This is a genomic window from Comamonas brasiliensis (genome assembly GCF_018292285.1).
In the GTDB taxonomy this organism is placed as follows: domain Bacteria; phylum Pseudomonadota; class Gammaproteobacteria; order Burkholderiales; family Burkholderiaceae_C; genus Comamonas; species Comamonas brasiliensis.
This window is the reverse complement of sequence record NZ_JAANES010000001.1, coordinates 1211740-1234057: the sequence shown is the minus strand read 5'-3', so window position 1 is coordinate 1234057 and position 22318 is coordinate 1211740. Positions and strand designations below refer to the sequence as shown.

At 62.0% G+C, this 22318-nt stretch carries 21 protein-coding genes; 9 read left to right on the top strand and 12 right to left on the bottom strand.

All coding sequences use genetic code 11. The features are described from left to right. Positions 1 to 43: 43 nt before the first annotated feature. The 4 genes from DJFAAGMI_RS05510 to DJFAAGMI_RS05495 form a co-directional block, all read right to left on the bottom strand. On the bottom strand, positions 44 to 1348 hold the full coding sequence (locus tag DJFAAGMI_RS05510; RefSeq protein ID WP_211456243.1) for a 3-deoxy-D-manno-octulosonic acid transferase: 1305 nt from the start codon (positions 1346 to 1348) through the stop codon (positions 44 to 46). Between the two features lie 18 nt (positions 1349 to 1366). After that, positions 1367 to 2755 (bottom strand): phosphomannomutase/phosphoglucomutase, encoded by a 1389-nt coding sequence (locus tag DJFAAGMI_RS05505; protein ID WP_211456242.1) that lies wholly within the window; start codon positions 2753 to 2755, stop codon positions 1367 to 1369. A gap of 202 nt (positions 2756 to 2957) precedes the next feature. After that, the gene (locus DJFAAGMI_RS05500) at positions 2958 to 4850 is read right to left on the bottom strand and encodes a propionate--CoA ligase (protein WP_211456241.1); all 1893 of its coding nucleotides are present in this window, start codon (positions 4848 to 4850) and stop codon (positions 2958 to 2960) included. Between the two features lie 265 nt (positions 4851 to 5115). Further along, positions 5116 to 5718, bottom strand: a complete 603-nt coding sequence (locus tag DJFAAGMI_RS05495; RefSeq protein WP_003055289.1) for an isochorismatase family protein — start codon at positions 5716 to 5718, stop codon at positions 5116 to 5118. Positions 5719 to 6094: 376 nt separating this feature from the next. On the opposite strand from DJFAAGMI_RS05495, the gene DJFAAGMI_RS05490 reads away from it, so the two are divergent. The 5 genes from DJFAAGMI_RS05490 (at position 6095) to DJFAAGMI_RS05470 (ending at position 9659) form a co-directional block, all read left to right on the top strand. Then, positions 6095 to 6721, top strand: coding sequence for a C40 family peptidase (locus DJFAAGMI_RS05490; RefSeq protein WP_034349623.1), 627 nt, complete (start codon positions 6095 to 6097; stop codon positions 6719 to 6721). A gap of 186 nt (positions 6722 to 6907) precedes the next feature. Then, positions 6908 to 7159: a GlsB/YeaQ/YmgE family stress response membrane protein gene (locus DJFAAGMI_RS05485; RefSeq protein WP_043003124.1), complete on the top strand. Its 252-nt coding sequence runs from the start codon at positions 6908 to 6910 to the stop codon at positions 7157 to 7159. A 66-nt stretch (positions 7160 to 7225) separates the two neighbouring features. Further along, positions 7226 to 7834 carry a hypothetical protein gene (locus tag DJFAAGMI_RS05480; protein ID WP_003055298.1) on the top strand — a complete coding sequence of 203 codons (609 nt, stop codon included), beginning with the start codon at positions 7226 to 7228 and terminating at the stop codon, positions 7832 to 7834. A 30-nt stretch (positions 7835 to 7864) separates the two neighbouring features. Further along, positions 7865 to 8353, top strand: coding sequence for an EVE domain-containing protein (locus tag DJFAAGMI_RS05475; protein ID WP_211456240.1), 489 nt, complete (start codon positions 7865 to 7867; stop codon positions 8351 to 8353). A 235-nt stretch (positions 8354 to 8588) separates the two neighbouring features. Beyond that, positions 8589 to 9659, top strand: a complete 1071-nt coding sequence (locus tag DJFAAGMI_RS05470; protein ID WP_249333826.1) for an FUSC family protein — start codon at positions 8589 to 8591, stop codon at positions 9657 to 9659. A gap of 19 nt (positions 9660 to 9678) precedes the next feature. On the opposite strand, the gene DJFAAGMI_RS05465 is transcribed toward DJFAAGMI_RS05470, so the two are convergent. Together DJFAAGMI_RS05465 and DJFAAGMI_RS05460 are read right to left on the bottom strand one after the other, a co-directional pair. Beyond that, the gene (locus DJFAAGMI_RS05465; protein ID WP_211456741.1) at positions 9679 to 11469 is read right to left on the bottom strand and encodes an amidohydrolase; all 1791 of its coding nucleotides are present in this window, start codon (positions 11467 to 11469) and stop codon (positions 9679 to 9681) included. A gap of 166 nt (positions 11470 to 11635) precedes the next feature. Continuing rightward, complete coding sequence (locus DJFAAGMI_RS05460) at positions 11636 to 12856, bottom strand: MFS transporter (protein WP_211456239.1); 1221 nt, start codon at positions 12854 to 12856, stop codon at positions 11636 to 11638. A gap of 177 nt (positions 12857 to 13033) precedes the next feature. Here DJFAAGMI_RS05460 and DJFAAGMI_RS24985 point away from each other — a divergent pair, with 177 nt between their 5' ends. Further along, entirely contained in the window at positions 13034 to 13747 is a 714-nt protein-coding gene (locus tag DJFAAGMI_RS24985; RefSeq protein ID WP_249333823.1) for a hypothetical protein, read from the top strand. 27 nt (positions 13748 to 13774) lie between these two features. Here DJFAAGMI_RS24985 and DJFAAGMI_RS05445 read toward each other — a convergent pair whose 3' ends face one another. Both DJFAAGMI_RS05445 and DJFAAGMI_RS05440 read right to left on the bottom strand, forming a co-directional pair. Continuing rightward, positions 13775 to 14614, bottom strand: coding sequence for an aldo/keto reductase (locus tag DJFAAGMI_RS05445; RefSeq protein ID WP_211456237.1), 840 nt, complete (start codon positions 14612 to 14614; stop codon positions 13775 to 13777). Positions 14615 to 14638: 24 nt separating this feature from the next. Then, a complete protein-coding gene (locus tag DJFAAGMI_RS05440; protein WP_211456236.1) occupies positions 14639 to 14836 on the bottom strand; it encodes a hypothetical protein in 198 nt (65 codons plus the stop codon). A 3-nt stretch (positions 14837 to 14839) separates the two neighbouring features. Here DJFAAGMI_RS05440 and DJFAAGMI_RS05435 point away from each other — a divergent pair, with 3 nt between their 5' ends. The 3 genes from DJFAAGMI_RS05435 (at position 14840) to DJFAAGMI_RS05425 (ending at position 16907) form a co-directional block, all read left to right on the top strand. Then, on the top strand, positions 14840 to 15691 hold the full coding sequence (locus DJFAAGMI_RS05435) for a DUF2167 domain-containing protein (protein ID WP_211456235.1): 852 nt from the start codon (positions 14840 to 14842) through the stop codon (positions 15689 to 15691). An 87-nt stretch (positions 15692 to 15778) separates the two neighbouring features. Beyond that, on the top strand, positions 15779 to 16558 hold the full coding sequence (locus DJFAAGMI_RS05430; protein ID WP_211456234.1) for a hypothetical protein: 780 nt from the start codon (positions 15779 to 15781) through the stop codon (positions 16556 to 16558). A 34-nt stretch (positions 16559 to 16592) separates the two neighbouring features. Next, complete coding sequence (locus DJFAAGMI_RS05425) at positions 16593 to 16907, top strand: DUF2322 family protein (protein ID WP_034376060.1); 315 nt, start codon at positions 16593 to 16595, stop codon at positions 16905 to 16907. A gap of 6 nt (positions 16908 to 16913) precedes the next feature. On the opposite strand, the gene DJFAAGMI_RS05420 is transcribed toward DJFAAGMI_RS05425, so the two are convergent. The 4 genes from DJFAAGMI_RS05420 to DJFAAGMI_RS05405 form a co-directional block, all read right to left on the bottom strand. After that, positions 16914 to 18143 (bottom strand): GGDEF domain-containing protein, encoded by a 1230-nt coding sequence (locus tag DJFAAGMI_RS05420; protein ID WP_211456233.1) that lies wholly within the window; start codon positions 18141 to 18143, stop codon positions 16914 to 16916. Between the two features lie 175 nt (positions 18144 to 18318). Further along, a complete protein-coding gene (locus DJFAAGMI_RS05415) occupies positions 18319 to 19479 on the bottom strand; it encodes a YbdK family carboxylate-amine ligase (RefSeq protein ID WP_211456232.1) in 1161 nt (386 codons plus the stop codon). Next, a complete protein-coding gene (locus DJFAAGMI_RS05410) occupies positions 19469 to 20989 on the bottom strand; it encodes a cation:proton antiporter (RefSeq protein WP_249333821.1) in 1521 nt (506 codons plus the stop codon). Before DJFAAGMI_RS05410 ends, DJFAAGMI_RS05415 begins: the two co-directional genes overlap by 11 nt. A 153-nt stretch (positions 20990 to 21142) precedes the next feature. Further along, positions 21143 to 22318 (bottom strand): M20 aminoacylase family protein, encoded by a 1176-nt coding sequence (locus tag DJFAAGMI_RS05405; RefSeq protein ID WP_211456231.1) that lies wholly within the window; start codon positions 22316 to 22318, stop codon positions 21143 to 21145.

Here is a 22318-nt window from a genome sequence, read left to right as displayed (position 1 = left end):
TACGGCCTCAAACCCTTACCTGTAGGGTGCCATATGCTCCTGATCAAGGAGCATTCATCAACGCTTGAATCGCCTCGGCCGTGGCTGCAGCCGCGCCCCGATTGCCCTGCACCATCTGGCGGCAGCTTTGTACGGCAGCCTGCAGACGATCCGGCTTGGCCACCAGGTCCAGGGCCTGGCATAGGCCCGCTCCCATATCCTGAACGCCAAGGGCTGCGCCAACCTGCAGCGCCTGCTCGGAAGCCTGGCTGAAATTGAAGGTATGCGGCCCGAGTATCACGGGGCAATCACAGGCCAGCGCCTCGATGAGGTTCTGCCCGCCCAGCGGCGCAAAGCTCCCTCCCATCAGGGCTGCCGCTGCCAGGCCGTAATACAGGGGCATCTCGCCCAGCGAATCGCCAAGCCAGATCGCGCCGGACTGCACGGGAGGCATCTGCTCCCACTGGCTGCGCCGCGAAACAGCAAAGCCCGCTTTACCCAGCAATTTCTCCACCTCGTCAAAGCGCTGAGGATGACGCGGAACGACCAGCCATTGCACCGCCGCTGCAGCATCGCCCAGGGTCTTGAGCGCATCGATGAACATCGCTTCCTCGCCCTCGCGGCTGCTGGCAAACAGCAGCACGGGGCGCGCCAACGATGCACGCCATTGCACGGCCCGGGCGATCTGGGCGGCATCGGGCTGCACATCGAATTTGAGATTGCCCAGCACCGCATCCACGTGGGCTCCTACATTGCGCAGGCGCTTGGCATCGGCCTCGGTCTGCGCCCAGACTGCAGCCAGTGCGCCGTATGCTGGGCGAGACAGGGGCCTGACTCTCAGAGCACCGGCTTCGGATTTCTCGTTGAGACGTGCATTGGCCAGGGCCAGAGGAATGCCCGTGTTGGCACAAGCCGCAATCAGATTCGGCCAGATCTCGGTTTCCATCAGCACGCCCACCGCAGGCTGGAACTGCGCGACAAAACGCCTGGTGGCGCCCAGGGAGTCCCAGGGCAGCCAGACCTGCACATCGCCCGGCTGCAACAGCTTTGCGCCCTCCTCTCGCCCGGTCGCAGTGCTGTGCGTCAGCAGCAGACGCATAGCCGGCATGCGCTCGCGCAAGGCCTTGATCAGAATGGCGGCAGCTCGGGTCTCGCCCAGCGACACCGAATGAATCCACACCCATCGGCCGCGTCCGTCGCGCCCCAGATCTGCAGGCTGGTAATGGCCGAAGCGTTCAGGCACGGCCACGCCGTAACCCGGCTCAGCCAGTGCTCTGCGACGCAGCTTGCGCCGCAGCAGAGGCTGCACCGCCCAGGCCAGCGCACTGAACAGCGCACGGGCAAAGCCCATGGGAGCCGGTTTGGCCATGCTTGAGCGCTGCTTCGGTCAGTGCGCAGAAGCGCCCACCTGGGCGTCGGGCTTGACGCGCTTGAGCAGGGCCAACATCTGCGCTTCTATGCGCTGCAAGGCTTGCTGTGTATGGCCTTCAAAGCGCAGCACCAGCACCGGCGTGGTGTTGCTGGCGCGAATCAGGCCGAAGCCGTCGGCCCAGTCCACGCGCAGGCCGTCAATGGTGCTGACTCGGGCAGGTTCGGCAAACTCCGTGGCAGCGAGCGCCTGCAAATCAGCCGCCAGACGATGGGGCTCGCCTTCGGCACAGGCCACATTGAGTTCGGGCGTGGAGAAGCTGGTGGGCAAGGCGTTGAGCACTGCGCTGGGGTCGGTTTCACGGCTGACGATTTCGAGCAGACGACAGCCCGCATAGGTGCCATCGTCAAAGCCGTACCAGCGCTCCTTGAAGAAGATATGGCCGCTCATCTCGCCTCCCAGCGGCGCACCCAGCTCCTTCATGCGAGCCTTGACCAGCGAATGGCCGGTCTTGTACATCACGGCCTTGCCGCCTGCAGCTTCGATCTCGGGGGCCAGACGCTGGGTGCACTTGACGTCGAACACGATGGAGCCGCCGGGCACGCGCGAGAGCACATCCTTGGCGAACAGCATCATCTGACGGTCGGGGAAGATGTTCTGGCCATCCTTGGTCACAATGCCCAGGCGGTCGCCGTCACCGTCAAAAGCCAGACCCAGCTCGGCATCGCTTGTCTGCAGGGCCTGGATCACATCGCGCAGGTTCTCGGGCTTGCTGGGGTCGGGATGATGATTGGGAAAGTTGCCGTCGACTTCAGAGAACAGCTCAATCACCTCGCAGCCCAGCTGACGGAAGATGGCGGGAGCCGATGCCCCGGCCACGCCGTTGCCGCAATCCACCACAATCTTCATGGGCCGCGCCAGCTTCACATCGCCCACGATGCGGGCGGTGTAATCGGCCAGCACATCGGCCCGGCTGATCTGTCCAGCACCGGTAATCGTCCAGTCCTCGGTTTCCATGCGCACGCGCAGGGCCTGGATTTCCTCGCCATAAATGGCGCGGCCTGCCAGCACCATCTTGAAGCCGTTGTAATCCTTGGGGTTGTGGCTGCCCGTCACCTGGATGCCGCTGGTGCACAAGGTGGCGGCGGCAAAGTAGAGCATGGGGGTGGTGGCCAGGCCGATGTCGATCACATTCACGCCCACCTCGGTCAGGCCCTGCATCAGTGCGGTCGACAGCGCGGGACCCGACAGACGGCCATCACGCCCAACCGCCACGGTTTTTTCACCGGCGACCAGCGCTGCCATACCGAATGCGCGGCCGATGCCACGGGCGACGTCTTCAGTCAGTGTCGACGGCACGATGCCGCGAATGTCATAGGCCTTGAAGATGGAGGATGCAACTTGCACGACAGCTCTTTCTCGAAGTTTTTCAATTCCATGGCGCCAGGCAGCGGGCTGCGCAGCGTGATCGGGCGATTTTAGGCTGCAAACAGCAAGGCCTGCGCCTTGATGGGCGCAGGCCTTGAACTCTGGATTCGCCGAAATCCCGGCGCGCCGTCCCGTCAGCGCTGACCAAGGGAGTGAAGCTTCGCAACAACCGTTGCGGAAGTTACAGCCGCTGTTGCACCTGGGTGAGGGCCGCCGGATCCTCCATGGTGCTAAGGTCACCGGGATCACGACCTTCGGCCACCGCCTGCAGTGCCCGGCGCAGCAGCTTGCCGCTGCGCGTCTTGGGCAGAGCCGTGACGAAGATCACGCGCGACGGACGCGCAACCGCCCCCAGACGCGCGTCGACCAGCTTCATCACATCGGCTTCCAGGGCCTTGCTGGAGGCCTCATCAGCCACCAAGGCGGCATCGCGCACCACGGCAAAAGCCAGCGCAGCCTGACCCTTGAGATTGTCGGCAACGCCGACCACGGCCACTTCGGCAATCTGGACATGGGCAGAGATGCTCTCCTCGATCTCGCGCGTGCCCAGGCGATGGCCCGCCACATTGATCACATCGTCGGTACGGCCGAGGATGAAGTAATAGCCATCCTCGTCGCGGATACCCCAGTCGAAGGTGCTGTAGATCAGCCGACCCGGAATGCTCTTCCAGTAAGTGTTGACAAAGCGGTTGTCGTCGCGCCACACCGTCTGCATGCAACCGGGCGGCAGCGGACCTTCAATCGCCAGCACGCCCTTCTGATTCGCCTGGGTCAACTCCTCACCGCTGGCGTCATCAATCAGCTTGACGTTGTAGCCGTAGACCGCCCGGCCCGGACTGCCAAAACGCGTGGCCTGCTTTTCCACGCCGTTGCACAGGGTCATGATGGGCCAGCCGGTCTCGGTCTGCCAGTAGTTGTCGATGATGGGCTTGTTGATGGCCTGGCTGATCCAGGTCGCAGTGGGCTCGTCCAGCGGCTCGCCGGCCAGCCACAGCGCCTTGAGGCTGGAGATGTCGTAGCGCTTGAGGTAATCCGCATCATGCTTTTTGAGCACGCGAATCGCGGTCGGCGCCGAGAACATGTGCGTGACCTTGTATTTCTCGACAATGCTCCACCAGATGCCTGCATCGGGGTTGACCGGCAACCCCTCGTACATCACCGTGGCCAAGCCCGCAATCAGCGGCGCATAGATGATGTAGCTATGACCCACGACCCAGCCTATGTCGCTGGTGCAGAAAAAGGTCTGCCCCGCCTGGGCATCGAAGATATGCGGCATGCTGGCCGCCAGTGCCACGGTATAGCCGCCCGTATCGCGCTGCACGCCCTTGGGCTTGCCCGTGGTGCCGCTGGTGTAGAGGGTGTAGCTGGGATGGGTTGACTCCACCCAGACGCAATCCACCTGCGCATTCATGTGCCGGGCACGCAAGGCCGACCAGTCATGGTCGCGGCCCGCCTTCATGGGCATTTCGGCCAGTCCGCGGTTGACCATCAGCACGGCAGCGGGCTGGTGGCTGGATTGCCTGAGCGCTTCATCCAGCAAAGGTTTGTAAGCCACGACACGGCCGCCACGCGAGCCCGCATCGGCGCTGATGATGACCTTGGGTTCGGCATCATCGATGCGCGACGCCAGTGCGCCCGAGGCAAAGCCGCCGAACACCACGGAGTGAATGGCGCCCAGACGCACGCAGGCCAGCATGGCAAAGCAAGCCTCGGCCACCATGGGCATATAGATCTGCACGCGGTCGCCTTTTTGCACACCCAGCGACTGCAGCACGGCGGCCATGCGATTGACCTCCGCATGCAGCTCGCGGTAGCTGTAGACCTTCTCGGTCTGCGTTTCGGTGGAAATGGCGATCAACGCGTTCTGATCGCCGCGCTCTGCCACATGGCGGTCAATGGCGTTATGGCAAAGATTCGTTGTGCCGCCCACAAACCATTTGGCGAACGGCGGGTTGCTGTAGTCACAGATCTGCTGCGGCTTCTGCTGCCAATCGATCAGGCCGGCCTGCTCCGCCCAGAAGCCGTCGCGGTCATCAATGGAACGCTGATAAAAATCGTCGAAACGCGTGGTCATGAATATGTCTCCTTGACTCTCCGTCTTTTGCAGAGAGTTTTCTGAATTCATAATTATTCATAACGCGCTTGCCAAAAACTGACAGCGCTTGACAACTGCATTCGTTCAGCTCAGTGCTAATGGCTCAAACCTTGAAGGCCGTCGCCGGCCCGGGCTCGGCTACTGAGACCTGAACATCACTGAATAGAAATCTGAAGCGCCAACGCATCGCCCAAAGAAAAAGCGCCCAATGAGGGCGCTTTTTCCATTCACTCAGTGCACGCGATTACTTGACCAGAGCCAGCATCTCCTTGAAGGCGGGGTCTTCGCAGGTGCGCAGCCACTCGAACATCACCATCTCGGTGGTCACCAGCTCGGCGCCCGCACCCGCCAGACGGTCAAACGCAGCATCCCGGTTACGCTCGGTACGCGAGCTGCAGGCATCCGTCACCACCCACACATCGAACTCGTCTTCCAGCAGCTCCAGCGCCGTCTGCAGCAGGCAGACATGGGTTTCGCAACCCGCAATCACCACCATATTGCGCTCGGGCGCCTGTTGCTGAGGCTTTTGAAGATGCTTGGGCAGGCTGCGCGCATTGCCGCCCTGCGGCTTGGCAGGAGGACGCAGCCATTCACCCAGACCCTCAGGCACGGCGCTGAAATACATTTTCTCCAGCGTCTTCTGGCACAGCGCCTTCAGCTCCGCATTGTTGGCACCAAGGCGAGAAGGATTCTGCTCCGTTCCCCAGACAGGCACCTCCAGCAACTGCGCCATCTTGGCCAGCTTGACGGCATTGGCCAGCGCTTGCGCGCCTTCATGGATGACGGGCATCAGCTTGTCCTGGTAGTCCACCAGAACCAGTTGCGACTCGGAAGCTTCTAACAACATGGCAAATCTTTCTTAAAACTGTGTCAAGCCTGCCGCCAAAAAAGCGCAGCGCTTGCGCAAGACCGGCGTGCAATGCGCCGAGGAAGCGCGCCGCGTCGGCTGCAATCGATGGCGCTATTGTCGCTGCAAGCGCATTCCGGGGCAGAGAGTCCGTCAATGCAACGCCCTTTTTGTGTCAATACCATGAATTGGTGCATTCCCGACCCGCATTCACCAGAGTGGGGAAATTACGTACTGTCATACGCTGCAAATTTGAGAGCAGCTCAGGCAATAAGCTTATGCCCGCAGCTCACTTGCTGTGCTGCATCAAAAACCAAGAGAAAAAATTGGAAATAGAGTCCCCATCCTACAAATGAACGTGTTACCCTCACGCCCCATGTCCCGATGGCTTATTGCACTTCTATTTGTCGGCGTTACCTCAGCGCACGCGGCGCCTAGCGAGCAGCGTGACGACGACATGGCCCAGTTGCTGGTCAACCGCGGCCTCATCACCCAGTTGCGTGAAGCTCGCCACTCCGTGGCCGAGAAGACGACTGACTTCGTGCGCGAAGCACGTCAGAACGTGGCCGAGAAAACCTCCGATCTGGTGGTGACCGCCATGGGCTTCCTTGGCGTTCCCTATCGCCTGGGCGGCACCAATGCCGAAACCGGCTTTGACTGCAGCGGTTTCGTGCGTGCCATCTACTCCCAGACCATGGGCAAGGTTCTGCCTCGCGTTTCTGCCGAACAGGCCAACGCCACTCAGCAAATCGATCGCAGCGACCTCAAGCCCGGCGATCTGGTGTTCTTCAACACCATGCGCCGCACGTTCAGCCATGTGGGAATCTACGTGGGTGACGGCAAATTCATCCACGCACCACGTACCGGTGCCAGCGTGCGCGTGGAAAGCATGCAGACCTCCTACTGGGCGCGTCGCTTCGACGGCGCCCGACGTGTCGAAGGTGCCGATGCCTCGGCCACCACGGCTGCTGCCTACAGCGCCCTGGGCCCTCTGCAGCCCTGACCCTCCATCAGCGCCCGCAAGAAATGCCTGCTTTCAGCAGGCATTTCTGTTTCCTGTTCTGGCCCCCTCACCCGTCTACTTTCATGAAAGCAACCCGCTCGCGCCGACATTCAGAATCGTCCGACAGAGTCGGGCTTTGGGCCCGCGTAGAGTGACTTTCGTCATAGCACCAACAGGGAACAGAATATGTCCATCATCGGAACCATCATCGTCGGTCTTATCGTTGGCTTGATTGCACGGGCCATCAAGCCTGGCAACGACAGCATGGGCTGGATCATGACGATTCTTCTCGGTATTGTGGGTTCGTTTGTAGCCACCTATCTGGGCTCGGCGATGGGCTGGTACCAGCCCGGGCAAACCGCAGGCTGGATTGCCTCGGTGGTTGGAGCAGTGATTCTTTTGTTTATTTATGGCATGGTGCGCGATAAGGCCAACTGAATCTGAATTCCGAACAAAAGGGGCCCCTGGGCCCCTTTTTCTATTTCCTGCATCTTCTTACCGTATATGTGGAAAAAAGACCCGAGTTTGAGAAATCTCAGCGCAACCAGAGCAGAGCGCAAAGACATTGCCCAGGCCGCTGCACGGGCCCGCAAGCTGCTCAGAAAGCGCGCGCTCATCAGTGCTGCTGCCAGCACCATTCCCATACCGGGGCTGGACTGGGCCGCCGATGCCGCCCTGCTCGCGCAGCTCTATCCGCGCATCAACCAGGAATTCGGACTGACACCCGAGCAGCTCGACCAGCTCACGCCAGGCAAGCGCGAGCAGGTACAGAAAGCCGTCGCCATGGTCGGCTCCGTGCTGATCGGCAAGTTCATCACCCGCGATATGGTGCTGCGCCTTGGCAAAGCCATGGGACTGCGCATGAGCACCAGGCAGGCTGCCAAATATGTACCGCTGCTGGGCCAGCTCGCAGCGGCATCGATAGGCTACGCCACGCTGCGCTATCTGGGAGAGCGCCATATTCAGGACTGCATGCGCGTGGTCGAAGAGGCCGAGCTGGACATTCCCGGTCGCTGGCTGGACACCCGCAACCTGCTGCAACGCAATAGCGATCTGGTGCGCAGCTGGCAGCAGCAAGATCGCGGCCCCTGGCAACGCGGCCCTCATGACTGAGCCCGCCGCTTACTCACCGACAATCCAGCTATGAACGACAGCAGCACCCCAACCCAGCGTTACTGGCTCATGAAGAACGAGCCTGACGAGTACTCCATCGACCACGCATTGGCAGCCCCCGGACAAACCATTGCCTGGAACGGCGTGCGCAACTACCAGGCCCGCAATTTCATGCGGGACGATATGCAGGTCGGTGACGGCGTTCTTTACTGGCACTCCAGTTGCGCCGAACCCGGCATCTACGGCCTGGCCCGCATTGCCGGCAATCTGCGCGTGGACCCCTCACAGTTTGATCCTGAGGATCCCTACTACGACCCCAAGTCCCCGGTCGACAAACCGCGCTGGCTGACGCTGGACGTGCAGGCGCTGAAGAAAACCCGGCCGCTGCTGATAGCCGAGCTGCGCGGACAAGCTCCACTGGAGCAGATGCGTGTGCTGCAAAAAGGCAATCGCCTCTCCATCACCCCGGTGACCGAAGCCGAATGGCATTGCATTCAGGCTCTGCTGCAAGAGCATTGAGGCCGCTCCTTTTTTCGGCGTGCTTCACAAAACACTCCTTCGGCCATATCAGCAGCAGGCATCGTCAACGGCGGCTTTCGCCAGTCCCCGCCCCAGTACGACGACTCAGCGGACTGAGGCGCAACGCCGCTGCATTTTCGGATGACGTGGCGTATTTCCCACAAGGCAATCTCGCTGCGCCCTCTAACATCCTTGAATCACAGTCTGATCAGCGGCTATGCCAAGGAGTTTGAGATTGCGCTGGAGCACCCCCTTCATGCTGGCTTGGCGCCGAGCCAAAACCACTTTGCCTTCAAGAGCCAGACTGGCACTGCGTGATGCACTTGCCGCAGCGCTGGCCAGCATGCTGGCCTGGGTTATCGCCCAGCAACTCTGGGGCCACCCCAAGCCCGCATTTGCAGTGGTCACCGCCGTGATCTGCCTCGCCCCTGGGCTGCCCAGCCATCTGAAGCAGGCACGCAGTCTGCTCATAGGCTGCACACTGGGCATCGTGATCGGCGATCTGCTGTGGCAGTTGCCCGAGCAGCACCTGTTGCTGCGCATGAGTCTGGGCGCATTCCTCTCCATCCTGCTGGGCGCCATCATCGGCCCCGCGCCCGTGGTGCCGATTCAAGCCGGGGTCTCGGTGATTCTGGTGCTGGTGCTCGGCCCCAGCATGGCGGGCGGAGCCCGTCTGCTGGACGTCACGGTCGGTGCTGCGGTCGGGCTTATCTTCAGCCAGGTGCTTCTGACCTCCAATCCCATCAAGGATATGGGCCGGGCCGCCTCGATCTTTCTCAAGCAACTGGCCAATGGACTGGATCTGACTCTCAAAGCCTGCCAGCAGCAAAAAGCCGATGCAGCCGAAACCGCGCTCGGTCAGTTGTCACTGGCCCATGAGTCGCTGGCCGCCCTGCGCGCCGCCGTGGGCCAGGCCCACTCATCGCGCCGCTGGTCCTTGCGCGGACGGCTCAATGCCGGACGGCTGGCCTTTGTCACCCGCCGCTATGACCGTCATGCGGTGCGCGTCTACGCCACGGCCTTGCTGCTGGCGGAGAGTCTGAACCGGGCCACTGCCCACACCGGCATGACTCCTCCCACGGCAATAGCCGACTACTGCCGCTGGCTGACGCATGCCTGCCTGGACCTGGCCAACCAGCCCACCGTGGTGGCCCTCAAGGCCGATGATCCTCTGGCGACCATGGATGACTGCCCTGCGTCACCGACACCGGAGCTATTGCTGCAGCCTGAATGGCTGCTGGTGCATGAAAATGCCTGGCAGCTGGAGCGCGCTTTGCGCGCCTTGATAGGCTCGCGCGATGCATGAAAATCACATAAAAATACGCTTAAACGCTTACCAATAAAGCGACAGCCGCTCCTAAACAAGGAGCGTCATAGGGCGCGCTGTATACCGTGCGCCCCTCCTTGATGGTCTCCAGCACCTGGAGGCTGGCCAGCTGATGCGGCGGCACGGTCAGCGGGTTGTCCGACAGCACGGCCAAGTCGGCCAGCTTGCCGACCTCGATGGAGCCCTTGCGGTCCTCCTCGAAATGCTGGTAGGCCGACCAGATGGTCTGCGCCTTGAGCGCCACCCAGGGCGAGACGCGATGCTCGGGCCCCAGCACACGGCCCGAACGCGTCGTGCGATTCACCGTGGCATCGAGCACGCGCATCGACGATGGCAAGGCCACAGGCGCGTCGTGATGAGACGTGAACACCATGCCCTCGCCCAGCACCCAGCCAGTCGGCGAGATGTTCTGCGCGCGTGGATCGCCGAGCACCGAATCATGGTGCCAGTCGCCCCAGTAGAAGGTATGCATGGGAAACAGCGACGGGAAGATGCCCAGTTCCTTGAGCTGGCTCACCTGGTCGCGCCGCAGTGTCTGGCCGTGGATCAGCACCGGACGTACGGCTCGCGCCTGCTCCACGGGGCCGCTGGCACGCACGGCAGCGATGAACTGGTCGATCGCCGCGTCGCCGTTGCCATGCACCAGAATCTGCCAGCCGTTGTGGATGGCCCTGGCCACCTGCTCGTTGGCCCTGGCATCGCTGAGCACCCCATAGCCCCGATAACCGGGCTGCTGACCATCGGGCGGCACCAGATAAGGCTCGGTCAGCCAGGCCGTCTTGCCCTGAGGCGAGCCGTCGAGCGTGAGCTTGACGCCGCCAATGCGGAAGCGGTTGGTATAGCTGCGGCTGAACTTGAGATTGTTGGCCAGGGCGCCATCCCCCAGCTGCAGCATGTCGGGATAAGACACCACGTCGATGACCAGCCGGCGCGACTCGGCCGCCGCCATGGCCGAGGCGATGGCTCCCGCATCGGAGCGCCCGTCCTGCACCGTGGTGTAGCCGAACTCCAGATAGAGCTGCTGGGCTTTTTCCAGCCAGTCCATGGACTGCTCCAGCGTGAGTTTGGGCATGATCCGGCCCAGGCTGTGGAAAAAGGCATTCTCCTCCAGCACCCCGTTGGGCACCGGGCTGCCAGCACGGCGGCGGATCACGCCACCCTCTGGATTGGGAGTGCCGGGGCCGATGCCGGCACGGGCCAGGGCCGCGGAATTGAGTGCGCCGAAATGCCCGGACTGGTGGATCACGGCAATCGGCAGGTCCCGGGAGACGGCATCGAGGTCGTCGCGCGTGGGATGACGCCGCTCCTGGAGCTGGGAATCGTCATAGCCAAAACCGAGCACGATGCCCAGCTTTTTAACCTCGGGCGAGGTCTGGATGTACTCGCGAAGCGTCTGCTGCAGGTCGGCGATAGAGGCATTGCCACCGTCGGGCGGAGGCAGCAGATTGGCCGAAATGGCCTGCAGCCCCACGCCGCCGATATGGCTGTGTGGGTCCACAAAGCCCGGAATCAGCGTGCGCCCCTGCAAGTCCACCATGCGCGTGCCAGGGCCGCGCAAGGACTCCAGCTCCTGCATTGAGCCGATGGCGGCAATCACTCCGGCATTCACCGCCACGGCTTCCACCTGGGGCTGGGCATCGTTCATGGTGAGAATCGGGCCGCCGTAGAAGATCATCTCGGCAGGCCTGACCGCGGTCTTCGAACGGCGCGAAGCACAGCCCGCAAGCCAGGGCGTTGATGACAATGCCGTCAGCGAAGCTGCGGTGGCGAGAAACTGGCGCTTTTGCATCATGAACCTCCACAAGACTGCAGCGTAACCGCAGTTCGGACCCGAATCATGCGGGAGCTGCAAGTCATGCCCATGCGCCGGCGCAAGAGAACATCATAAAATCGACCCCAAGCGCCCATCCATATTGCGCTTGCAGCTCATAAATACAGAGCAGAGCTAATAAAGCTCAGGCCTTGAGACGGGTCCAGCAGCGGCCCACACCAAGCGCCAGCAGCCAGCCCAGCACACACATGCTGCCCGTCACCATCCAGGTGAACTGCCAGCCGCCCATCTGCATGGCCACGGCCGCGACCAGTGGCGGACCGGCAAACTGCCCCACACAGGACCATTGCTGCATGAAACCCACGGTGGTGGATACCGTGGCCGGGCTGGGCGCCAGGTGCATGGCCGTGGTGAACAGAGTGGCCGGTATCAGGCCGCCCGTCGCCGAGAACAGCGCCACGGCCACGAAACGCAGCCACAGCGGTGCCAAGGGCTCGCCGCCGATCTGCACATAGGCCAGCAGCGCCGTCAGCCCCATCAGCACATAGCCGGTTTGCAGGCAGCGCGCGGGACTCCAGCCCCGATGCAACAACCTGCCTGCGGCCACATTACCCAGCATATTGCTGGCGGCGACCACAGCCGTCAGCAGCCCTGCCAGCTTGGCGCCTAGACCGGCCTCCGCATACAGAGTGGGTAAAAATCCGACAACCCCCATCCACTGGCTCGAATACACCATGAAGCCCAGCGACACCAGCCAGGGGCCGGGGCTGCGCAAGGTGCAGGCCAGACGCGGACGCCAGCCTTCATCGGCTGTGGCTGCAAGGGCATCGGCTGCAGCACCATCCGCAGGCACCATGCGCCAGACCGCATAGGCAGCCAAGGCGGAGGTGCAGCCCAGCGCAATCCACCAGACCTGCCAGCTGCTTGCCTGCAGCACCCAGGGCCCCAGCAGCAAGCCCATGGCACTGCCAATGGGCATATAGGAACCCCACCACCCCATACGCGTCCCCAGCTCGGACGGCTTGACTGCGCGGCGTATCAGCCCCGGTGCAGGCATGGCGACCAGCAAGAATCCCAGGCCTTCAAGCGCACGCAGCGCCAGCAGCCAGGCAAAGCCCGTGGCCGCAGCGCCCACCGCGCTTGACATAGCCATCAGCATCAGCCCCGTCAGCAGGCTGCGACGCAGACCCCATTTGTCGGCGCCCAACCCCACCACCAGGCCCAGCAGCATGCCCGCCACCTGAACGGTGGAGAGCAGAAATCCGGCCTGCACCAGGGACACGCCCAGTTGCTGCTGCAGCAAAGGCACGGCAGGCGGCAGCTTGCCCACATGCAGCGAGGCACTGACGCCGGCTGCGACGATGATCCATGAGGGGTTCAGGCCCCGGCTAGTCACTGGCTCCACCACGTTGTCTCTTTTTCTCAGCTAGGTGATATGTCAACTATCTAGCATATGGCAAAACACGAGACAGATTGACAAGCTTTGCCACAAGCGCCTCCGGCACAGGCCGATCTCGCCCGGATCGCATAAAAATTGTGCAAACTCGCTTTCATGACCGACAACTCCGATTGAAGGAACTCCATGCGCTCTTCGCTTGATTTCAGCTCCTGGACCTCCTTGCTCTCCACCGTGCTGGGACTGTTGCTGGTGACCTGCCTAATGATGGGCATTCGCCTGTTGTTCATGCAGACCGTACAAAAGCGGCGCGAGCGTGAGAACCGGCAAATCAACGAGCGGCTCAAGACCTTGATCGCCGCCTACAAAACGCTGGGCAGCTCGTTCACCGGCACGCTGAGCGTCAGTCCTCTGCATCTGCGCGACCTCAGGCAAACCGATGAGACACTGCCACAAACGCCAGCCGGAGATAGCCTGAACGAGCGCCGCCGTCGTATCCGGGATGCCGTGGAGGCCGCTCTGTCCGACATCATCCTGCTGGGTACCGAGGAGCAAGTGGAACTGGCAGCCCGGGCAGCCCAGGATATGGTGGCCGGTCGACCTATCGAGACCGCCGCACTGGTCACTTCGCTGCGCGGCTTCATTCGCGACGCTCTGGATCTCGAACCCATCCCCTCGCATCTCCAGATACCGTCCCAGGGCCCGGCAAGGCCGAATACCGGGGGAGCCGGAGGGAATCGCAAGGCCGGTGAAGCCCAGGGTTCGGGCAGTCGTGGCGGCGCGGGCGCCGGCGGTCAGGGCGCAGGTATGGGAGCGGGAGGCCTGGGGCTGGGCGCCGGGCTGGGTTCGGGCCTGAGTGCTGGTGCGGGCAGCGAGGATCTCACGGACCGCCGCCCATGACACCAGCTAGCCCGAGGCACTTCTTGCTCAGAGAATGTCCAGCGGTAGCTTGAAGCGCGGCGGGGGCGAGGCAGCGTCGATCAGCGCCAGCTCTTCCGGGCCGAGCGTGAGCTTCAGTGCACGGGCGTTGTCTCGGATATGGTCTTCGGAGCCGCTCTCGGGAATCGCCAGCACCCTGCCGCTGCGCAGAGCCCAGGCCAGAGCCACCACACTGGCACTGACACTGTGACGATCACCGATTTCAGCCAGCAGGCTGTGCTCAACCAGCTCTCCATGCCCCAGCGGACAATAGGCCATCACGGTCACGCCGTTCTTCAGACACCAGGGCAGCAAGTCATATTCGATACCGCGGCTGAAAACGTTGTAGAGCACCTGATTGACCACACAGTTGCGTCCGCCCGGAACTTGCCACAGCTCCTGCATATCGTCGGTGTCGAAGTTGGAAACGCCCCAATGACGAATCCTCCCCTGCGCCTTCAATGCCTCGAACGCGGCTACCGTCTCGGCCAGCGGCGTATTGCCACGCCAGTGCAGCAGATAGAGGTCGATACAGTCCACTCCCAGCTTATGGGCGCTGGCCTCGAACGCGCGCATCACTCCCTTGCGGCTGGCGTGCATGGGCAGCACCTTGCTGACCAGGAACGGCCGGAGCCGATTTGGCGACAAGTCGCGCAGCACATCACCAATCAGTTCCTCGGAAAGGCCATCGCCATACATCTCGGCAGTGTCGATCACGCTCAGGCCGAGCTGCAGCCCGGTGAGCAAGGCCGCCTTCTCTTCGTTCAGGCTGCGCCGCCCCTGGCCAAGATGCCAGCTGCCCATACCCAGGCTGTTGTGCCCCTCTAAAAATGATATGGCATTGCGCATACGAGCGACCTCCAAGGAAATTCTTCAAAAACCGGCCAATTGCCAGACATGCCAAATATTAATAAAGCATTGCGCTATCACTCCTGCTTCTTTTGTCAGCTCAGTTTGAGCCGCGTTATGCTTCACCCGCGAATCAACGACAGATGATTCGAATGCGTATGTGAAATCAAGTCCGCTATTACCAACAGCTTTCCTCAATATATTCATAACACGGGAGTTCATTGCATGTTCAAGTCCATCGCGGCCGCCGTTGTCGGCCTGTCACTGTCTCTTGGCGTCTGGGCCAAGACCGAAGCCACTCAGGAGTTGCCCGCTGAAATCAAGGCCCTGCACTGGCAGGAAAGTGGCAAGGGTGAAATCGCGGACAAGGCCAGCGTCAAGATTCCGTCTGGCTATGCCTTTCTCGGCGAGGCCGACACCTCCAAGCTGTTGCAGGCATTTGGCAACCCGCCCAGCAGCGATCACTTCCTGATCGCCCCCAAATCCTTGAACTGGTTTGCCGTGTTCTCCTATGACGACACGGGCTACGTGAAGGACGACGAAAAGATTGATGCCGACGACTTGCTCAAATCCATGCAGTCAGGCGACAAGGCCGGCAACGAGCAGCGCAAGAAGCTGGGTCTTGAAGCGCTGTACACCGATGGCTGGCAGGTTCCCCCACATTACGACACGGCCACCAAGCGACTGGAATGGGGTCTGCGTCTGCGCGGCGAAACCGGTGAGAAGAATGTCAACTACACCTCGCGCATTCTGGGCCGCAGCGGCGTGATGACGGCCACTCTGGTCTCCGATACCGCCACCCTGGCCCAAAACACCGAGGAGTTCAAGAAAGTGCTGGCCGGATTCGACTACAACAGCGGACAGACCTACGCGGAGTTCAAGAATGGTGACAAGGTCGCCGCTATCGGTCTGGGCGCCCTGGTGCTCGGTGGTGCTGCCGCAGTGGCCACCAAGAAAGGCCTGTGGGGCGCGATTGCTGGCTTTCTGGCTGCAGGCTGGAAGATCGTCGCTGCTGCAGCGGTCGCCCTGTTCGCAGGCATAGGCAAATTGTTTGGCCGCAAGAAGGCCGCTGAATAAGGCGGTCCGCGGGCCACGGCCTCAATGTCTGTAACCCGCCCCGCGCATCGCTAAGATCGCGGGGTTTGTCTTGTCCGGAAAGCCGTCTTGTACTTCACGATCTCCACGCAGCTGCAGGTAGTTCTGGCCATCGTCCTGTTCTATCTCTATGACGCTGCCTTGCTGCTCAAGCCCGAAGAAGGCTTGCTGCGCCCGCTGCGCTCGGGATGGAAGGCACAGTTGGCCAGCCGAGGCTTCGAGCTGCGTCAGAACCGCCTGCTGTGGCTGCCTGTATTTGTGCTTCACCAGCCCGTCTACAGGCAGCGCTGGAGCGCAACGCGGATCCAGCTGCCCGCCGACGCGGGATCTTCCACGGCTATTGAGGCACATGCCCACAGTTTCAAGGCATTTGTACTGCCGCTGTATCTGCTGGCCGCACTGCTGTTTCTCGGCCTTCCTGCCGCCTTGCTGGTGCTGCATTCCGAACTGCTGCAGCTGATTGCACTTGCGCTCATCTATCTGAGCACGACCTACCTCAGCTGGCTGACGCTGCGCCATGGCATACAGGGCCACAGCAGCCAGACCTTCGCACGCTCGACCGCGCTTCAAATTCTGCTGTGCCCCCCATTTGCGCTCAATGTGGTGCGCAAGCTCTCGCTGTCATATGAAATACAGACCGACTTGCTACAGACGGCCCAGGCCCTGATGAGCGCCTCTGACTGGCAGGATCTGGCAGTCCAGGTGCAGCAGTTGATGCGGCGCGAGATGGACGAGATTGCCGAGCTGCCCGAATACGCGCCCACGCTGGCACAGATGCAGCAGGCACTGCGGGTGCTCGAGCAAAACAGCGCCCGAAGCTTAACAGGCCCTCAAGCAGCCCCACAATAGCGGCTTCCATCACAGCGACCATTGCGAGCACACCATGGCCTTTGCCGACAATCTCAAGCAACTTCCCTCCATCGCCCATATCTCCGAGCTGCAGCTGATCGACTCCGACGGCAAGCTGGCCGCAAGCATTCCGAATGCCCCCGGAAAAGCTGGCTCGGTCACGGTCTACAACGCACTCTACGCCAAACATGGCAGCATCAATGTCGCGGCTGCCGAAGAAGGCCTGCAGCTGTTTGCCGAGCACACCGAAGATGCCAAGGCACGCCCCGGTGCCCACCCCAATATCGATCGGTTGCTGGACGTGATTGCCAGCGGCAAAGGCTATGCCGTGACGGTGATTGCAGCCTGAGCGCCCTCAGGCCCTTTCACTGATGAAAGGGCCTGATCTTGCGGCCTGTCCCTCCGGTGCCTGCGTCCGGAGGTCTTCAGGGTCCACGCGCTGAACACGATTGCGCCCCCCACGTTTGCCTCGATAAAGCGCCGCATCGGCCTGCTGCAGTGCGAGCTCAAACGCATGCGAAGCAATGAAAGGATTGGAAACGCCAATCGTTGCCGTGCAAGTGACGCAGCCATGCAGGCTGATGCCCGGAATCGCGATTTCCGCAATCGCTGCGCGTATTCTTTCGGCGAGTTGCAGCGCCTCGTCTCCCCGCAGCCCCGGGCAGAGAACCACGAACTCTTCACCACCCAAACGGCATTTCAGATCGCTTTTGCGCGTGCTTTGCCGAATCACTTCCGCCACTCGGCATAGCACCATGTCGCCGAACTGGTGCCCATAGCTGTCGTTGATGCGTTTGAAATGATCGATGTCCACGATCAACAGATGGACGGGCACGGTCTTTGCAGCCGCGAAATGCGCGCCCAGTCCCTGGAGCAAGCCCCGGCGATTGAGCAGCCTGGTCAACGGGTCCTGGGCCGCCATGCTGCCGAGTTCGTCGGTGAGACGGCGCAACACCAGCCAGACCGCGCCCGGCGGTATCACCGTGCCGAGGAAGGACATATAGACGTAGAACACCGTCTGGAACCGGCTGTTCATGTCCAGGGCCTGCAAGCCGCCCTGCAGGATCAGCACGAACTTCATGGCATTGAGAATGCAGATGCCGCCGATCAGAATGGAAAAGACCAGCATCTCCACGACCATATTCCTCGCAAAGCTGAGGGTTCCCCACAGCAAGGCGATCGTCATGCCCAGAAACAGCAAGGCACAAGCCCCGGCCAGCATGGCCTGGCGCGCCTCCAGACCCAGTGTCGACTGCACCAGCATCTGCGCGGCACTATAGGCCAGAGCCAACACCAGCAGCGGCCGCCACACCGGTGTCGGACGATTGAAGAAGCGCATCGCGCCCAATGCATAAACCACCGGAGCACACAGAGTCAGAGTGTGATTGACGACACTCATCGCACTCCAGCCCGGCTTGCCGCCTAGCAGTTGCAGCACATAGGCACAGCCCAGCAGCAGATTGCCCAGTGCAAACACATCCATGCCCATTTTCCTGCCGGGCAATCTGCGGCCGATCAGCATGAACAGCACGCAAAAACACAGCAGATGCACGCAGAGCATGCCCAGGATGACGGTCGCAACCATGAAATCGCTCATATCCGGTAAAGACAGGTGCTGCGTGGCTCAGGCCATGAAAACCACCGGACCTGCGGGTCAACAACGCAGGACTGGCACATGCTTTGTTCAAGCCTTATCAACCCGCATTCGTAAGTGTTTGCAACTGTAACGTCTTATACCGGGCCCTGGATGTCAAAACCGATCAGGGCCGACCGGAAAACCTGAGCGATGCTTGGCGCACCACCTCGGGCAACTGCTGCACCTGAGCATAGCTCTCACGCAGCCAGCTCGCATCGTTGCCGCGCTGCAGCACCAGAGCCAGCTCCTGCAGCGCGCTCTTGCCTGAAGCCGGCGCATGGCTGGTGATGCGCTGCAGGGTCTGCCCTATATGCTCGCGCAGCGACAGCTGCTCGCTGCTCGCCGGGTCCACATAAGTGCCGTCCAAGCCGAAACGGCAGGCCTGGAAGCGGTTATAGGTATAGACCAGATAGTCGTCTTCGCTCGGCTCGAAGGGCTGCTCGCTAAGGAACCAGGCACCCAGCGCCTGCACATAGGCTGCCAGCTGCGCAGCGCGATGGATGGACAGCGGCGTGTCGAAAACGCGCACCTCCACCGTGCCGAACTCGGGCTTGGGGCGGATATCCCAGTAGAAATCCTTCATGCTGTGGATCACTCCCGTGGCCGCCATCTTGGCAAAGTAGCGCTCGAAATCCTCCCAATGCAAGGCAAATGGTGCACGGCCCGAAAGCGGGAACGCGAACACCGAGTTGAGACGCGCCGAATCAAACGCCGTGTCCTGCCCCTGCACAAACGGGCTGGATGCCGACAGTGCAATGAAATGCGGGATATAGCGCGAAAGCCGGTGCAGCATCATCAGCGCATCATCGGCACTGGGGCAACCCACATGCACATGCTGGCCGAAAATGGTGAACTGCTTGGTCAGATAGCCGTACAGCGCCGTCAGCTCCTTGAAGCGTGGCTTGTCGTAAATGCGCTGTTGGTGCCACTGCTGAAACGGATGCGTGCCGCCGCCGGCCAACGCGATATTGAGCCGGTCGGCCGCCTTGACCAAGGCATCGCGCGTAACAGCCAGTTGCTCGTAGGCGTCCTGCGCATCCTGACAGATGCCGGTCGAGATTTCGATCATGCTGGAGGTCACCTCGGGCACGATGGAGCCCGGAACCTTGGCGTTCTTGAGAAGGGCGAGCATATCGGGCGCATAAGGCGTCATATCGTAGTGATGGGTGTTGAGCAACTGCAACTCCAGCTCCACGCCCAGCGTCAGCGCCTGTGACGGCGCGAATTCGCCCAAACCACCGGCTTCTGCCCCCGTGGGCTGACTTTGTTCGACTTCATGCGTCATGGCGCTTACCTCCTCTTTGCAAGGCCGCGCGGCCCACGCCGCGATGGGCATCGCCGCTACGCCACAGGGCGGTAGCGGCCAGCAGCACACCCAGTACCTCGCACAAGACGATCATGGGCAGCGCAATGGCCGCCACCTGCTGGGCCACGCTGGCATTGAAAGCCGTCCACTGGATTGCAATCCCCGACACCATCAGCAGCGCGAGACCCGACAAGGCCAATTGCCCGCAGGCCACAGGCCATTGCCTGCGCCAGCCTATGCCGGTACCTAGCCCCAGCAGCAGGATGGAGCCAAACTTGCCCAGAATCCGAGCCAGGACAGCGCTGGCCACGACCGAAACCATCGCCACAGACAGGTTCACTTGCGAGGCCATGCTGGCCACCAGCACGAACATCAGCAGATTGAGCATGGCATTGGCCGCCTGGAAGGCCTGGGGCCAGACCAGCGGCATGGGACTGAGATTGCGCAGCATCAGGCCCGCGACCATGAAGCCCAGTGCGGCAGAGCCGCCCCATTGCTCGGCCAGCAGACAGACCGCAGCCATGGCCGCCAGCAAATACAGGGCCGTGGTATCGCTGCGCGATGATTGCCAACGAAGGACCGGCCAGAAGGCAATGGTGACCAGAAAGGCCCAGAACAGAGTCAGCAGCACGCTGAACAGCAGGCGGCCCAGCCCCGCCGATGAAAACTGCAGGCCGCCACCCGCCGCCGCTGCGACCGGCACGAACACTACGGTCAGCACCAGAGCGCCGAGCAGCGCCAGCAAGGTGCTGATGGTAGCCAGCAGCAAGCTGCGGTCTGTCACCGCGCCGCTGGCGCGCAGATCATCGGCAATGCGAAGCAACACAGCCGGAGACGCAGCCATGGATATCACACCGACGGCCAGCGCCACGGCCCAGCCCCAGCCCAGCGCAAGCAGGGTCGCAGCCACCACCGTCAGCGTGACCAGCGACTCGCCCAGACTTTGCAGCAGCAACCAGGGCTGGCGAAACAGCCAGGGCAATGACACTTGAGAGGCAGCCAGCAGCAGGCTTGCGCCAACAGCCACCTCCAGCAGCACGGCCGTGCTGCCTTGCAGCGGCCAGGGCAGATCGCCAAACCCCACCCATCCAGCCACCAGGCCCACCACCGTATACCCGAGCATGCGCGGATAGCCGGTAAAGCGGTGAACCAGATGACCCAGCAAGGCAGCGGCCGCAACCAGCACGCACCAGCTCAGCAGCGGTGGAAAACCGGCGGGCCAGATGCCCGCCTCAAGATTGCCGAACGGCATAAAGCGCCCTCCTGTATCAAGACCCGGACAGTGCGACAAAGTCACGGCACCAGGAATGGTGCAGGCAGCGTTGCGAGAGATGCGGTCAGCGCCGCGTGAAAGCCCGGCCATGCGCCGGGATGCAACACCTGCTACTAGCACGGCCAGCCCTGTGCCCAAGGGATCACGGCAGCCGCCACGCACGCTCCAGAGTTTGCCCGGATCTCCGCAGGCACTGCCCAGGAGCGCTACAAACATCATAGGGGCGCCAGATCAAACGGCGTTACAGGGTGTCAGCCTTCCGACATTTCTGTGTCCGAATGCGTGGCTTGTTAGAAACCGTCCGGACATGAAAATGCCGGGCTCAACTAAGCGTTGACCCGGCATTGATTCATATGGAAAGCCCTGCTGTCAGGCTGGCAGCTTGCCGCCCTTCAGCAGCGCTCCCACCAGTTCCACCCAGTAACGCATGCCCAGCGGCAGATTGGCATCGTTGAAATCGTACTTGGGGTTGTGCAGGGAGGCGCTGTCCTCGCCATTGCCCAGCCAGATATAGACGCCCGGGCATTCCTGCGCCATGAAGGCAAAGTCTTCAGAAGCCATGCTGGGCACCATATCGCGGCGCACCTTGCCCTCGCCCAGTACGCGGGTCAACACCTCGGCACAGACTTCGGCATGCTGGGGGCTGTTGATGGTAGCTGGATAGCTGACGCGGTAGTCGAGCTGGGCCTCCAGGCCGTGCAGCGCGCAGGTCGCTGCAATCGCATCGCGAAAACGCTGCTCTATGCGTGCGCGCTGAGGCATGTCGAAGCAGCGCACGGTGCCGAGCAGCTTGATGACTTCGGGCATCACGTTATAGGTGTCGCCGGCATTGAAGCTGGTCACGCTCAGCACGGCCGGCTTGTGCACCTCCTGCTCGCGAGCGATCAGCGCGGGTAGTTGCGTCACGAGCTGGCAAGCCGCCAGCAGCGCGTCCTTGCCCAGATGCGGCATGGCGGCATGGCAGCCCTTGCCGGTCAGCGTCAGATCGAAGATGTCGAAGGCCGCCATCACGGCCGTGGAATGCACTGCCGCTGTACCCACGGGCAGACCCGGCCAGTTGTGCATGCTGTAGACCGCGTCCATGGGGAAGCGCTTGAACAGTCCCTCCTCGATCATGGCGCGCGCGCCACCTTCGTTTTCCTCGGCGGGCTGGAAGATGAAATGCACGGTACCGGCAAAGTCGGGGGCCGAAGCAAGGGCCTGGGCCGCACCCAGCAGCATGCTGGTATGGCCGTCATGGCCGCAGGCATGCATGCGGCCTGCGTGGGTAGACGCATGGTCGCACTGGTTGAGCTCGGTCACGTGCAGCGCATCCATATCGGCGCGCAGGCCGATGGAGGGGCCGGAGCCCAGGCTGCCTTTGAGCACGGCGACCACGCCAGTGCCGGCCAGGCCAGTGTGCACCTCGAGACCAAAGCTTTTCAGGAGTTCGGCCACGCGTGCGCTGGTGCGGTGCTCCTGAAACGCTGTTTCGGGATGACGATGAAAGTCATGACGCCAGGCTTGCAGTTCCTGCTGGCCGGGCCACTTGATGGTGTTCATCAT